The sequence below is a fragment of the Bremerella alba genome (assembly GCF_013618625.1).
In the GTDB taxonomy this organism is placed as follows: domain Bacteria; phylum Planctomycetota; class Planctomycetia; order Pirellulales; family Pirellulaceae; genus Bremerella; species Bremerella alba.
The window spans coordinates 394,959-409,482 of sequence record NZ_JABRWO010000004.1 but is presented as its reverse complement, the minus strand read 5'-3'; the positions used below and the strand labels follow the sequence as shown (position 1 = coordinate 409,482).

Here is a 14,524-nt window from a genome sequence, read left to right as displayed (position 1 = left end):
TTTCCGCCGAGTACACCCTCAGCTATTTGATCGCAGCCTTGAGAATGTGGGCCCAGCCGGGGGCTCCATGGCCTAGCTTGACGTTGACTTTGCCGTTCTTCGAGCCAATCTGAACGCTTGGCTGTGGGAAAGGTCGTGGTCGCGGTTGGTGATGACCGTGGCCTGGGCGGTATTGGTGATCTTGGTAGTGGTCCTTGTGGTGACCATGATGGTGCCCGCTGCTGATCTTGCAGCTGTACTGGATGTATCCGCAGTGTCGTTCGTACAAGTCGTAGTAAACGCGGTCGAACGCTCGTTCAACATCTGCCCAGCTGCTCAGCACGTGACGGTCTGGTCGATGGCAGCCATGCCAAGCCCGACGGAATTCTGATTGAACATGACGCATCTCTCGCGAGACTTCTTCAAAGTCGTGACGCAAGTGCGAAAGGCTTCCGCCCCGGCGAGCCGTATCACAGAAGTGATCGACTTCACGTAGCAAGGCCTTGGCTTCAAACGTCAGGCCGGTGAAGCCTTCATGGATGCGAATCTCTCGATAAAAGTCTTCGGTTGCGTGATGCAGCCGTTCGATGTCGTTGACCAGGCGATGTCGATGATCGAAGTAACCGGCGTCGGCCGTCGATGCCATCGAAAGGAGTGCTGCGCCCAAAATCCCGGTCCAGATGAAAGTCTTCGTCAACATATTCGTTTCCCCGATTTGCTTGAATCTAAAAGCTCGTTGTGAGTTGTCCCGCTGCCATCGATGACTTGATGGCAACGCTAGTACTAAAGGCAGCGCGGATGCCAAAACCGGAAAAGAAATCCCAGGAGAAGTCGTAAGTAATGGACAGTTAGGGATTTAAGGCCAAGGAAAGAAAGTTGGCCTGGGTAAGAAATGTGTGCCAGTCGCCGATATGCTGTCAATATGACAACAAGCTGTCTCAGCACGGACCCTCTGCACGGTGTCCAATCGCCGGTGAGCTAAGAAGGAGGTCTCAGGAGGCGACCGCTCGCCTCGGTTCCCCCATCTCAGGCATTACTTGCGAGGCTTCTTTAAGACGATCACGGGGCAGTGGGCCAATCGAACCACTCGATCAGCGACACTACCAACCAAGACGCGCATGATCGACGAGCGTCCGTGAGATGGAATCAAGATCGAGTTGGCTTCGACTTGCTCGGCGTAATGGCAAATCTTTTCGCCTGGGTCGCCGAATGCGATGACGATTTTTAAATCTTTGTACTTCTCTTCGGAAAATGCTTTACGGATTGCCTGGGTAGCGTGATGAGTCCGAGTGTTTTCGTCCACGGTATCCCATACTTCGCCCGGGTCGGCCGGTGAAAGCTCTCCGAGTACGTGAATCAAGTGAACGCCATCGCTTGAGTCCAGCAGGGAAACTGCCATGTCGACCGCATCCTTGGAATCGGCAGAGAAGTCGAATGGTACTACGATCGGAGCTTTTGAAATCCAAGTCACGGGCAGTTTCCCTTACTCGTTGTGCACAAAAGTTGCTTTTCGTCTTAGCGTTCAACTCATGGTAGCGAACTGCACGGTCACGTAACAGTCAAGCATCTTCTTCCGCAAGCTGTAGTCCTCGACGAACAAAGGCGAGTTCTTCCTTCTTGTGCTTGTTAAGGTCTGCAGCAAACGCATCAAACTGATCTTTCCACTCGTCGGTAAGCGAGTGAGATTCAAGATCACGGGAAAGCTTATCCAATTGTGTTAGCAGCAGCCGATGAGAAAGTTCCATCTGCCGCGTTGCCGGACACATGTGCGGATGCTGAGCACAGATCTCGTCGAAACAACCTTCTTCCTCTTCGTGAAAATGTTTCGCCATCAGGTCACGAAACTGCGTCAGACGCTTTGAAAGTTCCGCTTTCGAGATAGGCTTCTGGGAATCTCGAAGACTTCGTTGAAGATCGTGGGTAGCACAATCGAGCCCTTCGTGCTCGAACGTAAAGTGCAGGTAGAAGGGCTGATTCCCTCCGGTTAGGTAGCTATCACTGGACATCGCACACCTCCTTCCCTTTCGGGGCTTAAAGTAAGGCATCGAACATAATGGGGGTTAACTTGTCTCGGACGGTTGTTTAAACGTCAAGACAGGACACTTGGCGTGCCGCACGATCGACTCGGCGGTACTACCAATCAGCATATGCAACAGGCCGGTGCGGCCATGGGTGCCTAAAACAATCAGGTCGATGTTTTCTTCCTCTGCCAGTCGCACGACAGCCGAGGAAGGGTCGCCGGTAACGAGTCGGTACTCGACGGGAACTTCCGGATCGCTGGGTTTGATCTCGTGCAGCATCTTCTTCAGATCGTCGGGAGACGGGTCTAACATGCCGTAGTACATTTCGCCGGTACCGTAGACGGTGGGCGGCTCTTCGACATGGGCGACAACAATCGTGCCACCGCTATCGCGTGCTAATGCCGTCGCCAAGTGCAACGCAGCATCACCACAGTGAGAAAAATCGGTCGGAAAGAGAATACGTTTGAAGTTCATGGCTCGACTCCTTCTCCATGGGGCAAGTGATTTCGGGTAACGGTCGAACCCCTTGCTCTCTATTGTTTGTTACGAATTTCACAAGGTTCTTGTTTGCAAGAAACGGGGTTAATCAGGCAGAAATTCGTCGGAAATGTAGATGCAGCGGAACGATGTCAGCGGCTATGGACGTCGACGCGATAGAGGCATGGGGGCAGGCCGCCGCTCGTTTGCGAAGCATTTCTATCGATGTTCTATTTTCGCGACTGGGCGAGTACTTGGCAAACAGATCCTGCTGCGGTTCTCGATAATTGCGACACTTTTAAGTCACTGGTCTGTCGCTACATTGCAGGGGAGCCGGCCAGTTGATCTAGTAAAATTCCGACCCCGTAAGCAATCGCTGCGGCGACCCCACCGGTGGCGACCGTCTCGATGACAGAAGCCAATGGACCCGCTTGTAGGACGCGAGCACGGAAGACACCAATCAGCGCGAACGCGATGACAGTAAGAATAGCGCTGGAAAGAAAGATTGTCGCGGCATCCAGTCCGAAATGAATCAGCGGCAACGGAGCCAGTGGGATCGAGCCGCAAAGCACAAACCCAGCAAAGGTCACCAGACCAGATTTCCAGGGGGATGGAGGTTGCAAGCGAAGGCCCCATTCTTCGACCAGCATCGTGTCGACCCAGCGCTGACGGTCCTCGCAGATCGTTTGTACGACTTGTTCTAAGAGGTCGCCTTCGAAACCTTTGGCGGCAAAGATCTGCCGAATCTCTTCCCGTTCGCGATCTGGAACTTCCTTGATGTGGATATTCTCGATCTGACGATACTTCTTCAATTGCATCTGATCGCTACGGGCCTTCAGGTAATTGCTGACGGCCATGCTGAAACCATCGGCCAGCAGGTTAGCGAATCCTAGAACGATGGCTACTGTGACGCCGTAACTGGCACCGGCTACCCCTGCCACAATCGCGAACGTGGTGATCGTTCCGTCGACGCCCCCTAGGACAAAGTCGCCGGCGAATTCCTCGACCGATGGCCCAGCGATACGTGCCGCAATGGCTTCGTCGGTATGCTGCTGGGCAAGTTCTTCCGGCGAAAGCTTCATCGTAAGTCATTCCCTAGCCGAGGTCACATTCCAATGAGAGCCTCAAGTATACGAAGAAGATCGGTGCTCGTTTACTTCTTTCGAGCAATCAGCAGTCCTCCATGCACGGCCATTACGGTGCCGGCACTAAGTGCTGCCCAAGCAATCCAGCTTGGTGGGCTGATCGTTTCCCGAACATCCGCTCCGCTGTTGACCATAAGGTGATTAAGAGCACCTCGGGGTGTCTCTGGACCAGGGCCGACATTATGGGCCAGGAACTTCGTTGCAGAAGGCGTCAGTTGAAACGACTCAACGGCGTACATTTGGCCACCGGCCAGCAATAGGAAGATGCCGGCGTAAACGAAGTGAATGGCCCAGGCCTTTTGTCTCATGGCAAATGTCTCGATTCGAAAGTGCTAGCTGTCGAGCTTAACCTTCTCATCGAGTGTTTAGCCTTCGTCCGATGAATGGCCTTCGGTTTGTAACGGTTTTGACGACCTCCGCAGAATGCGTTTGGCCTGCTGCTTGGCCATGCGTACCACTTCACGAACTTGCGAACGGAGTCTGGCACTGATTTTTGGGGGGACGAATTCCAGATTTACCATCGGAACCGGTTGTCCGCGCCAGTGGCTTTTGTAATCTTCATCCCCTCGAAGAAAATCAAAGGTCGTCTTTCCGGAATCGATGGCATGACGGATCGCGGCAGTGATGCCGAGCCAGCCTGGACGGGCATACTCGCAATCGATCGCGATACCGCTGCAATAGTGCAGGCAGGTATCTCCTTCTTCCAGATCTAATTCGACAGCGACCGGTCGCCCTTCGAGTTCAATCCATTGTAGGCGTAGCTGACCCGAATCGAGGTGTTCGTGCGCGGCCTCCTTGAGGAAACCATGAAATCGCTTCGATGCGAAACAGCCAGGCTGCCCCATCTGGTTGCGGCGTTTTTGATGGAGATCGACGAGGATCGAGAACCCTTGTTCCAGGGTCGTTTCGTCTGAGATATGAATGGTGGCTTTGCCGGTGTCGAACTGATTACGCCATAGTTGGCGAACCCGATGGCGGCGCGATCGAGAGAGCTGCGAAACCCACTCTTCCCATGTCGCCGGAAGCGCGAGTCGGTAGCTATCTAGAAGCGGCAGTCTCTTCACTTCGTATTGCCGGTTTTGCATCGCACTGGCTAGGTGATGCATGACCACGTCTGACGCGTCGAGACCTTCGAAGAAAAAGCGATCGATTCCGGCAAATTGTTGCGGAATAAAATCGGCTAACGTGTGGATGACTTGGTTTTCTTCGCTGGGCTTGGCCAGCACGGAAAGGTAATCGCTACAGACTTCTCCGGAGCCGAGCAGATGAATCTCGTCACCACCCCACCAGGTTCGACGGCGATACCACGGAGCCAGACCAATCAGCCAACCAGCATTTTCTCGCACGGTGACAATCTGCAGATCACTGCCAGGCCGGCGATAGTGCTTCCACCAAGTGAGCAGCCAGCGTGGGGCTAGAAACAGACGTTGTCCGGCCAGGCGTTCCCACTCCACGAAAAGTGACGACCCAGAATCGACCTCGGTGACGACTTCGACTCTGAGTGGTTGAGCTTCGTGAGAGAGCGAACCTGGAAAGGCAATGGGGTCGCTCGAGGGGCAATCGGTTGCCATGGTTCTTCCAGAGTAAGGTACGCATTGCGATTCTCGCGATCTTCCCGCTGGAAAATCACCACGTTAAACCGCAATACCACGCACTACGAGTTAGATCGTAGTTGCTGTTGGAAGAGAACGGACAATTCTCGTGATGGAATTGATAGAAGCTTTGACGACTTAGGGAATAAGTTGCCGAATATGCAGATTATTCCGGCTTTTGGGCTGCCCACGTCCAGTGTCGATCCGAGGTAAGCTGGACGGTTTCCGAGCCGAATCCTAGCGAAGCCACCATCTCGCGGATATCTGATAGCGAAAGAGCCGCATGAAGCGAATCGCCAAATAGTTTTTGTGCGGGCTCCGGCTCGTTGCCGCAATAGGTTGCGACGAGTTGTTGGAGCTGCTCGTCCGTCTCGGGCCGTACAAGATCACGGAAGAAGAGCCAGCCGCCTGGGGCCGCTAGACGCACGCTTTCCTGCAGCACGGCAAGCGGTTCAGGGATGTGATGGATGATGGTATTGGACATCACGCCGGTAAAGAAGCCGTCTTCGTAGTCGCACTGCTTCGCGTCGAATCGAACCAATTGAACACGATCTAGCAGGCCGGCAATATCGATGTTGATCTTTGCTACGTCCAGCATGGCGATCGATGCGTCGCCGCCCATGATGCGACACTGCGGGATGCGGTCGGCCAGGATTATTGGAATGCGGGCAGTGCCGGTACCGACATCGAGAATGTCGATCATCTCGGCTTCAATATCGGGATGGATTCCGAGAAATGAAATGAGATCATTGACGAACGCCTCGTTGACCGCGTTATGGTCCATGTCGTCATAGAGCATGGCTTCCTGCGGCGTGTCCATTACTTCAGGTTCAAGAATGCGTTCGAGCATTGAACTAGCTTTCTGTTTCGTGCTGGGGGTATTCGCGCGGAGGGGATGCATGTTGCCATAGGCCACACACGGACAAAACGACCGCCATGCAGACGTAGGCCCACATCATGTAGATCGGACCTTGTCCAGCGGCCGCACTGGGTAGGTCTGGCACATGCCAACCTAGCACCAGCTTACCACTTGGAAAAGGCGAGTGAATCATGCCGAACAGGCTAAACGCAGCACAAGCCAACGCGAAAGTCGCCGCCGTGTACAGGCGACGATCAATGATGTAGGCCAGGATCGTGGCCCATAGCATACTCGTCAGAATAAAACCGCCGGCCAGCATTTGTAGGGTTTGCATCTTCACGGCGATCCCAGCTGGGTGAGTATGCCCCTGTTCGTCCGGTGGTGTTTGGATGTTTCCCTGACTGTATTCACGCAACTGAAGCGTTAGGTCATTTAGCTTTTGCGCAGCTTCGGCATCGATTTGCCCTGCGTCGACCATCGCGGCGACTTCACCCTGCATTTGATAGGAAAGCCCCGTATAGGTTCCCTGCAAATCACCCGCAAAGATTAGCACCAATGCAGCCAAGGCCGGGATGCAAGCGATCGAAACGGCAGGGTAGTGCCGCTTGGGTGTTGCTTGAAAGCTTTGCGAGGTGATCTCGAGCCCGATAAAAACGAGGATCGGAAAGACCGTGGGCTTGGGAATCGCCCAGTACAGAAACCCGAAATAGCCAAGCACCCCTGCCCCACCCACGAAGAGAGCCGTTGCCAAAGTATATGCGGCCCGACCTCCCATCGCTTTGTAGGCCGGATGACCGATATAAGGTGTCGTTTGGATCACGCCCCCGCAGAGACCAGCGACCAGGGTCGCGATGGCTTCGGCGCCGATGATGCGATTGGTGTCGTATTCGTCTCCCGCTGCGGCAGCGCTCTCCACGCAATCGATTCCGCCAATCACCGTCGCCAAGGCAAACGGGATGACAATCGGTAAGTACTGAGCTGCTTCATTAAACTTCGCGACCGTCAGCCATTCGAAGCGGAATACGGCTAACCAGTCCATCGGAAGCAACGCGTCGGCAGGTTGGAAGTCCATCGGCTCCGGCGTAACTCCTAAGAGGCCCAACCCATGCATGAGGTAATAGACGGCACCGGAAACGACGAGCGCCGCAAGCGCGCCGGGGATTTTCCATGGCAGGCGAATGTGTGCCACGAGCGTGACCAATACGATCGACAGAGCGGTCATGCCAACAATCGGAAAGTGCAGCGCTTCGATAAATGGCAGAAAGCTAATGAGCACCAGGGCAATTGCCGCGAGCGATCCGAGTAGACCTGCACGAGGAATCACCTTGCGTATCCAACTTGAGCTGAACGCGAAAAAGGATTTGAAAATTCCGGACAAGACAATGGACCAAATGCCAATATGCCACGTACGGATAGCAGCCTCTTCTGCTGTCAGTTGTAATTCCTGGACTCCCAGGGCAAACGACGGTCCCAAAACGAAAAACACCATTCCGAAGGTGCTCGGCGTGTCGAGCCCTAAAGGCATGGCAGTTACGTCGTTACGGCCGCTCCTTTTCGCCAGATTCAAGGCCATCCAGAAGAAGATCAGGTCGCCTACCAACACCCCAATCGCCGTACCTGGCACCATGTGTCCAATGGCGAATGTTGTAGGAAAGTTAAAGACAGCCGCTAGCAAGCCGATCGTCAGCAAAAGATCGGCGATGTTGTCTAACATCAAGCCAAAGAAGGCGTTAACGTCGCCAGCAACGGCCCATTTGTATTTTCTATCGTCCATTTTTTCTCTTTCGGCACGGGCGTTGCTTTAGGGGTAGATCGAGTTTATGAGCCTGTCATGGGGCTGTCAATTCTCGACCATCTCCACACGTAAACCACTTTCCCTGGTGCAAGCGTGCTAGAATACGGATCACGGCGATGGTCGGACGGCATCTTCGACAAGCCTTTTCAAAGGTTTGTATGAAGATTGCTCCCATCAGGAAACGGATTTCGAACCATTGCTGGGAATCTTCGTAGAAATGACAACTGCCACACTTGAAATGACGTCGAGTTATTCCGAACCATCGCTCGTTCAACCCAAATCCGATGAGGATTTGCTGTTGGCGTACCGAGATTCGGGGAATCGAGAGTACTTCCAGAAGTTGGTTCAACGTTATGAACGTGAACTGTTTAACTATCTGCGGCGGTACTTGGGTGACCCCGAAATGGCGGAGGATGTGTTTCAGGCTGCCTTCCTGCAAGTGCACCTGAAGTGCGATACCTTCGAGGAAGGACGTCGTTTTCGCCCCTGGCTGTATACGATTGCCACCAATCAGGCAATTGATGCTCAGCGCAAGACAAAGCGCCACAAGATGGTTAGCTTAGACCGCGCTGGTACGAGTACCGAACAACAAGAGACCGGTTCGCTGGTCGATTTGTTGGTAAGTGCCGAGCCAGGTCCGATGGCACAGATGGACGATTTTGAACGTCAACGTGTAATGCGCGATGCCGTTCAGCAACTGCCGGAATCGTTAAAGACCGCCGTAGTGCTGGTCTACTACCAAGGTTTGAAGTACCGCGAAGCTGCGGACATCTTGGAAATTCCGGTCGGTACGGTGAAGAGCCGTCTGCACACTGCAGTGCAGAAGTTAACCGAAGCATGGAACGAAGTTTATACCCCAGATGACGATGACGCGTGAGCACTGGTTGGGCTACCTGATGGGAGCCCTCGATGAAAACGAGCACGCCTCGGTTGAACAGCAAATTGCTGAAGACCCTCGCGCTGCAGACGAAATTGAACATCTTCGAACCCACCTGAACCTGATGTCCGATGGCCTCGACGAGGCTGCCCCACCGGTCGGACTTGCCACACGAACATGTGCGCTTTTGGAGAGTCCTGGCCTTTTTGCCGAGATTCTCGATCCATCGATTCCCGAACACGAAAATGCGCCGACTCTCCGGGAGAAGCAGCCTTTTGAAGCGATCGCCGGTGGTAATCCAAGCTTCACCATGATGGATATGATGGTAGCCATCGGAGCATGCGTTGCCGCTGTGGCAATCTTTTTCCCTGCGTTGGCCAGCTCGCGTATGCTCGCAACGCGGCTTCAATGTGAAAACAATCTCCGCCAGGTCGGGTTTGCTCTGCAAGAGTTTGCTACCGGCAACGCAGAAAAACGCTACCCTGCCGTGGCCTCGGCCGGACCACTATCGGTCGCTGGGGCTTTTGCTCCTCGACTTCTCAATGACGGCTACTTGAAACACCCAGAAGTGGTGCGCTGTGCCGAATCGTTGCAGAATCTCTCCCAGCCACAGCAATTGCCAACCGTCGAGCAGTTGTTGAATGCACCTGAGTCAGACGTCGAAAGACTGCAGCAGGGCTTGGCAACGGTTTATAACTACAATCTTGGGAACCTTCGCGATGGAGAGTTGCAAGCTCCTCTGATGAAAGGTCGCTCCAGCTACCCGGTCGCTTCGGATACCGTGATCGTTCAAGATGGGCAAATCGCCCCACAGGGCCACGAGGACGGACGCTTCAACATCCTGTTCGATGATGGTCACGTCGAATTCATCAGTTTGGAAGATCTGCCAAGCTCGATGAAGCATTACTTCCTCAACGACAAAGGCCAGGTTGCTGCCGGTGTCGACGAAGACGATGCCGTGATCGCTAATGGCATCGCTCATCCGTTCTAGAAAGAGAACCTTCTGGGGTTGGCCAATATTTTGCAAGCAAACCGGCCCCTGCGAGGGGGTTGATCTTTGTGGCCTTTAACTCCCGCAGAAGGCTTTGAGCGTTAAGATTCGATAACGCTCCCTAAAATACCGTTTGCTCCCCTATTGTGGAATTGGTATCTTTCCATCACGATATTAGAGATTCTCCCCGGAACAGACTCAAGAAATCAGGCAGAACGTCGCTCGTGATCGACACTGGCTCATCCTCTATTGCCACATCACCGCGAAATTCGGTGAAACAGACTATTCAGCTCGGTTTTTATATCGGCGCTGGCGTTGGCTTGGCCATCGGATCAGGGCTCGCCGTATTGATGGGCAGCAACCTTCTTTGGCAAGCAGGCGGTTTGTCGGCGGGTGCCCTGTTAGGCATATTCGGCGGTCTGGCAATCTCTTGGATGCAGCGTCGCTTGAAACGAGTGCCTGCCCCTGCTTATCGGCCTAGCGGCACCTAGTCGCTAGATCGTTCTCTGAAATAGATAAAGTTGCCAAGCACATTACTTTGCGTGGCAGTGCTTGCAGCGGTTTACTAAGGCCAGCATATGTGGCCCCTTGAGCGGGACCGCCTTAGACGGTTTCCCCTTCTCTGATTCGGCATGATGGCACTGGCTGCAGCAATGCGCTGACGTGAACTTTTGCTCGGCAAGGTTGGAAAGAAGCTCGGCATCGGTCCCTTGGTTCTCGCTTGCGGCGTCAACCGAAATGAGCGAACACGTGGTAGGACCCGCGACAAGGTCGGCCAGATTCGCACCGCCACTAGGGCCAGTGGTAGCGTAGCTATCGGTTGCTGAATGGGAATTACCAGAGCCGCTCGAACCGTGCGACCAGTTTCCCTGAACCGCCAACACAATCATCAGGCACATCGCCAAAGCAATTAGCGGCGCCCGCACGGCGGCCACGATATCGGTAGTCGATCGCTCAGGCTGATCGGTGATGCAACGCTGGCTGGAAGTGCTATCGTCGGCCAAGAAGACCGGCAGCGCGAAATCTTCTTCAGCGGCAGCGGCTTGGCCATTGCCTAGCAAATCGGTTGCTGGACGCAGTGCTTCTGCCAGGTCTCGGCAGCTATGGCAAACAGTCAGGTGCCGTTGAATCGGCATGTCGGTCTCGTGCTGGCCGGTAGGAAACGGACCCCGGGTAAGCACATCGAACACGTCGTCGCAGGTGGGAAGATGGTGCGATTGAATCATCGAACGTGTTCCTCGGAAAGCTCTTGGCAAGTGTTCTGGATCAATTTCGCTAGTTGTAACAATCCGTTGCGGACGCGAGCCTTAGCTGCTGGCAGGCCGATTCCCTGGGCATCGGCAACTTCCTGAAATTTCATTTCGCCAAAGAATCGCAGGCGAATCGCTTCAGCTTGAATGGGCGTCAGCTTATCGAGCAGCCCCAGCACCTGGCTGCGGCGTTCTCGGTCGATCAGGCCAACGAGGGCCTGACACGGGACTTCCTTCTCTAACGGCGAGGGACAATCCTCGGTTTGGCCAGCCTGAAGCTTGGTGGAGGTGACCGGTAGCTTCTTCCCCTTCTCGCGAATTCGGTGGCACACATTCAACAGAATTCGCCATAGCCAGGTGCGGAAGCTATACCGCGAGTCGTACGTGTGCAGCCACTTAAAGCTATTAAGAAACGCTTCCTGAACAGCATCCTCGGCCGACTGAGAGTCTCCCAGGTAGCTGTAAGCCAGGTTCAGTAAGGCCCGGCGATAACGCTTCACGATGACGGCATACCGATCCGCATCTCCTGCCAATACGGCCGAGAGGATCTCGCCATCGGTTAATTCTGGGACGTCAGAAGCAGCCATGAAGCGGAGGGTAGGAAGGAATCAGCGGAAGTGAAAGCACTCCCACCATTATAGCGCGACCCGAAGCAAAGGGATATGTTTTCCGTAACCCCTTATTTCAAAGGAGTTTTGATCACGGAGCCGTAACTTCGTCATTCGCGGCGAGTCGTCGCTGTTCCTCAAACCGGCTTCCAAGAAACGCTGAAAGTCCGTCTTTCTTACCAAAAGCTATTGGTCGTACAAGAAAGGGTCATCAGAACTTAACCCTGGTCCAGAGGAGAAGCGTTCCCTGGATTCTTGCCGTACCATCCACTTTGGTAAGAAAGACGGACTCTCAACTGAACTATCGTACGAAAACGTGCGTCATGTTCACTTACGATGTTCGCAAACCTTAACCACCTGAGAAGATCCCCACCTTGCCCAGGTGTTAGAGTTATCGAATGCTGTGCCGCTGAGGGTGATTGATACTGCTTTGCTAATTAGATTTCTTATCGCAGTCGGTCAGGTCGGGCCGGGTGTGGCGATTGTGCGGCCGGACTACCGATGCAAACCGCTCATCTCGCCAGGAGGCAAGAGGTCTTCCAATTGATTGCAAGCATCGCAGAAGCCCGGGACAATCGAGGGAGACTTATCTCCCCCACCCTGCTCTTCTATTGGGCGGCTTGTTTGCATGATGGAATCGACACATCGCTCTGGGCAAATTCCTCAGCCAAACTCTAGTGAGGAACGGAATATCCTCTGGGTGGCCGTAGGCATCCTGGCAATAGCCGTGATCTGTGTTGGCTTGTTTTTACTAGGCATGGGCCAGCATCCAGAAGCAACACACCGTTTCGAAGTGATTAGCGATTTAAAGCACATCGGCTTGGTCTATCAGTTGAAAGCAAACGCTGATCCACACAATCGCGTTCCGCCGGTGGCGATTGTCGATGAGGATGGCCGCCCGCTTCTCTCCTGGCGGGTTCTCTTATTGCCGCAATTGGACGAGCAGAAACTGTTCGAGAAGTTCGACCTCACCAAGCCCTGGGACAGTCCCGAAAATCTTCCGTTGGTGAAGCAGATGCCTCACATATTGGCTTCGCGTTATGATCGTGCTACAGCTAAGCAAGGCAAAACTCCTTACAAGGCGATCGTCAGCGATGACCCACAGTGGAACACGGCCTGGCCGAAGCAAGGCGAGGAGTTAACGTTCGCTAAGTTCAAGGACGGCTTAAGTAGTACAGCCATCGTCGTGGAAGATCTTACCGACCCGGTGATTTGGACAAAGCCGGAAGAGATCACACCTAGCGAGTATCTACAGACACTCGACCATGGCCAGTGGTCAAGTAAGTTCTTCTTGATCGGGTTTGCGGACGGATCCGTTCGTGAATTCAAAGACCCAACCGAAGAAGAGGTTCTACCGCTGCTTTACGCGGATGATAGCCGTGTGCCGGAGAATTAGAACATGCCGATCGTGCGATTATCGCGAAGTAAATTACCGCGTCATGGAAAGCTGATGGCAGCCCTTTGTGTCGTTGCCATCTTATTGTTTTTGATTGTCATGTTGGTTTTGCCAAACTTTTCCAGGTCTCGCACCGTAGCACGGCGGTACGCTACCCAGAATCGTCTCAAAAGCATTGGATTAGCCCTTCACAATTACCACGACACCTACGACATGCTTCCTCCTGCCTACGTGGTGAATGCGGAAGGCGAGCCTCTTTACTCCTGGCGTGTGCTCCTGCTCCCCTTCCTGGAAGAGAAAGAGTTATACGAGCAGTTCGATTTGGAAAAGCCTTGGTGGAGTGATCACAACCGAGCGTTGCTCGATAAGATGCCGACCGTCTATGCGAGTCCCTTTTCCTCGGGTTCTACCGAAGAAGAAGGAAAGACGCCTTATCGCGCGGTTGTCGATACGCACGAGCAGAGAACTGTGCTTCGTCCCACAGAGGGACGGCCTTTTAAGGATGTCTCAGATGGTCTGAGCAATAGCGTTATGGCCATCGGCGATCCAAGCCGCCTGGTCGAATGGACCAAGCCGGAAGACATTGCCCCGCTGGACCTGCTGGCCCTGACTCCGATTGGTGAAAACGAAATGCACGGAATTCTGATTCTCAATGGGGACGGCAGAGTCCGATTCATTGGCGAGCAGAACCGTAGCGAGTTGGTCGGGCTGATCTACTGCGAAGATGAGCGAGTGGGAGAGCAATAGCCATGACCGAGCCCAGTCCGTTCGATAGTCCTCAGGCCTTTGTTAAAGAGCCGGAGTCCAAGCAATGGTGGAAGCTGACGGTTACCGAAGTATTGGTGATTATTTTTATCATCGCGGTCCTACTAGGCCTGTTGCTTCCACCAATCACCTCACAGCCTCGCATTAATTCGCGGATCGATCAGTCGATGAACCAGATGAATAATATCGGCTACGCGCTTCAATCATATCATGATACGTACGACTGCCTGCCTCCAGCTGTGGTGACCGATGCCGACGGTCAGCCGCTCTATTCATGGCGGGTACTCATCTTGCCGTTTATCGAGCAAAAGAACCTTTACGACCAGTTCGATCTTTCGCAGCCGTGGGATAGCAAGACAAACGGGCCCTTGGCTGAGCAGGTTCCGTATCCGCTGGAAAGCCCATTTCTTGGTCCGTCCGCGCAGCTAGGTGTGACCACGTATTTGGCGGTTGTCGATCCCGCTGAACAGCGGACGCTAATGCTCGCTCACAAGGGTGGCATCCTGGATGAGGTCCCGTGCTTGCTGGGCGAAGCGTCCCTTGTCGTCGAGCATGTCGGTAGGCCTGTGATATGGACGAAACCGGAAGATATTAGCCCTTTTGAGTTGATTGCTCAGCCCCCAATCGACCAGAATGGCGATTCGAAATGCCCGGTGTTGTTGGGTGACGGTTCGGTGCGTGTGCTTGATGCTAAGAATCAATCGCAATTCCGGAACGAGCTTCTCTGCGAGGAAGTCGCCGCCGCCGAGGATCCGGGCAAACGCTAACT

At 53.9% G+C, this 14,524-nt stretch carries 17 protein-coding genes; 6 read left to right on the top strand and 11 right to left on the bottom strand.

Annotated elements, in window-relative coordinates; genetic code table 11:
• Positions 1 to 22: 22 nt before the first annotated feature.
• The 9 genes from HOV93_RS09430 to HOV93_RS09390 form a co-directional block, all read right to left on the bottom strand.
• On the bottom strand, positions 23 to 679 hold the full coding sequence (locus tag HOV93_RS09430; RefSeq protein ID WP_207396235.1) for a hypothetical protein: 657 nt from the start codon (positions 677 to 679) through the stop codon (positions 23 to 25).
• Between the two features lie 333 nt (positions 680 to 1,012).
• Positions 1,013 to 1,450: a universal stress protein gene (locus tag HOV93_RS09425; protein ID WP_207396234.1), complete on the bottom strand. Its 438-nt coding sequence runs from the start codon at positions 1,448 to 1,450 to the stop codon at positions 1,013 to 1,015.
• Between the two features lie 88 nt (positions 1,451 to 1,538).
• A complete protein-coding gene (locus tag HOV93_RS09420; protein WP_207396233.1) occupies positions 1,539 to 1,985 on the bottom strand; it encodes a hemerythrin domain-containing protein in 447 nt (148 codons plus the stop codon).
• A 54-nt stretch (positions 1,986 to 2,039) separates the two neighbouring features.
• Complete coding sequence (locus HOV93_RS09415; protein ID WP_207396232.1) at positions 2,040 to 2,474, bottom strand: universal stress protein; 435 nt, start codon at positions 2,472 to 2,474, stop codon at positions 2,040 to 2,042.
• A 320-nt stretch (positions 2,475 to 2,794) separates the two neighbouring features.
• Entirely contained in the window at positions 2,795 to 3,559 is a 765-nt protein-coding gene (locus HOV93_RS09410; RefSeq protein ID WP_207396231.1) for a VIT1/CCC1 transporter family protein, read from the bottom strand.
• A 71-nt stretch (positions 3,560 to 3,630) separates the two neighbouring features.
• A complete protein-coding gene (locus HOV93_RS09405) occupies positions 3,631 to 3,930 on the bottom strand; it encodes a hypothetical protein (protein WP_207396230.1) in 300 nt (99 codons plus the stop codon).
• A gap of 57 nt (positions 3,931 to 3,987) precedes the next feature.
• A complete protein-coding gene (locus HOV93_RS09400; protein WP_207396229.1) occupies positions 3,988 to 5,193 on the bottom strand; it encodes a GNAT family N-acetyltransferase in 1,206 nt (401 codons plus the stop codon).
• A 187-nt stretch (positions 5,194 to 5,380) separates the two neighbouring features.
• On the bottom strand, positions 5,381 to 6,064 hold the full coding sequence (locus HOV93_RS09395) for a class I SAM-dependent methyltransferase (RefSeq protein ID WP_207396228.1): 684 nt from the start codon (positions 6,062 to 6,064) through the stop codon (positions 5,381 to 5,383).
• A gap of 4 nt (positions 6,065 to 6,068) precedes the next feature.
• The gene (locus HOV93_RS09390) at positions 6,069 to 7,847 is read right to left on the bottom strand and encodes a permease (protein ID WP_207396227.1); all 1,779 of its coding nucleotides are present in this window, start codon (positions 7,845 to 7,847) and stop codon (positions 6,069 to 6,071) included.
• A gap of 238 nt (positions 7,848 to 8,085) precedes the next feature.
• Between HOV93_RS09390 and HOV93_RS09385 the strand changes: the two genes are divergently transcribed.
• The 3 genes from HOV93_RS09385 (at position 8,086) to HOV93_RS09375 (ending at position 10,227) form a co-directional block, all read left to right on the top strand.
• Positions 8,086 to 8,745 (top strand): RNA polymerase sigma factor, encoded by a 660-nt coding sequence (locus HOV93_RS09385; RefSeq protein ID WP_235990032.1) that lies wholly within the window; start codon positions 8,086 to 8,088, stop codon positions 8,743 to 8,745.
• Positions 8,729 to 9,736 carry a hypothetical protein gene (locus HOV93_RS09380; RefSeq protein ID WP_207396226.1) on the top strand — a complete coding sequence of 336 codons (1,008 nt, stop codon included), beginning with the start codon at positions 8,729 to 8,731 and terminating at the stop codon, positions 9,734 to 9,736. The genes HOV93_RS09385 and HOV93_RS09380 overlap by 17 nt, the downstream gene beginning before the upstream one ends.
• Positions 9,737 to 10,008: 272 nt before the next feature.
• Positions 10,009 to 10,227 (top strand): hypothetical protein, encoded by a 219-nt coding sequence (locus tag HOV93_RS09375; RefSeq protein WP_207396225.1) that lies wholly within the window; start codon positions 10,009 to 10,011, stop codon positions 10,225 to 10,227.
• 42 nt (positions 10,228 to 10,269) lie between these two features.
• Here HOV93_RS09375 and HOV93_RS09370 read toward each other — a convergent pair whose 3' ends face one another.
• Both HOV93_RS09370 and HOV93_RS09365 read right to left on the bottom strand, forming a co-directional pair.
• Positions 10,270 to 10,962: a hypothetical protein gene (locus HOV93_RS09370; RefSeq protein ID WP_207396224.1), complete on the bottom strand. Its 693-nt coding sequence runs from the start codon at positions 10,960 to 10,962 to the stop codon at positions 10,270 to 10,272.
• Positions 10,959 to 11,573, bottom strand: coding sequence for an RNA polymerase sigma factor (locus HOV93_RS09365; protein ID WP_207396223.1), 615 nt, complete (start codon positions 11,571 to 11,573; stop codon positions 10,959 to 10,961). Before HOV93_RS09365 ends, HOV93_RS09370 begins: the two co-directional genes overlap by 4 nt.
• A 649-nt stretch (positions 11,574 to 12,222) precedes the next feature.
• Here HOV93_RS09365 and HOV93_RS09360 point away from each other — a divergent pair.
• The 3 genes from HOV93_RS09360 to HOV93_RS09350 are packed head-to-tail and all read left to right on the top strand — an operon-like array spanning position 12,223 to position 14,522.
• On the top strand, positions 12,223 to 12,990 hold the full coding sequence (locus tag HOV93_RS09360; RefSeq protein ID WP_207396222.1) for a DUF1559 family PulG-like putative transporter: 768 nt from the start codon (positions 12,223 to 12,225) through the stop codon (positions 12,988 to 12,990).
• A 54-nt stretch (positions 12,991 to 13,044) separates the two neighbouring features.
• Complete coding sequence (locus HOV93_RS09355) at positions 13,045 to 13,737, top strand: DUF1559 family PulG-like putative transporter (protein WP_207396221.1); 693 nt, start codon at positions 13,045 to 13,047, stop codon at positions 13,735 to 13,737.
• Between the two features lie 2 nt (positions 13,738 to 13,739).
• Complete coding sequence (locus HOV93_RS09350) at positions 13,740 to 14,522, top strand: DUF1559 family PulG-like putative transporter (protein ID WP_207396220.1); 783 nt, start codon at positions 13,740 to 13,742, stop codon at positions 14,520 to 14,522.
• Positions 14,523 to 14,524: the final 2 nt, after the last annotated feature.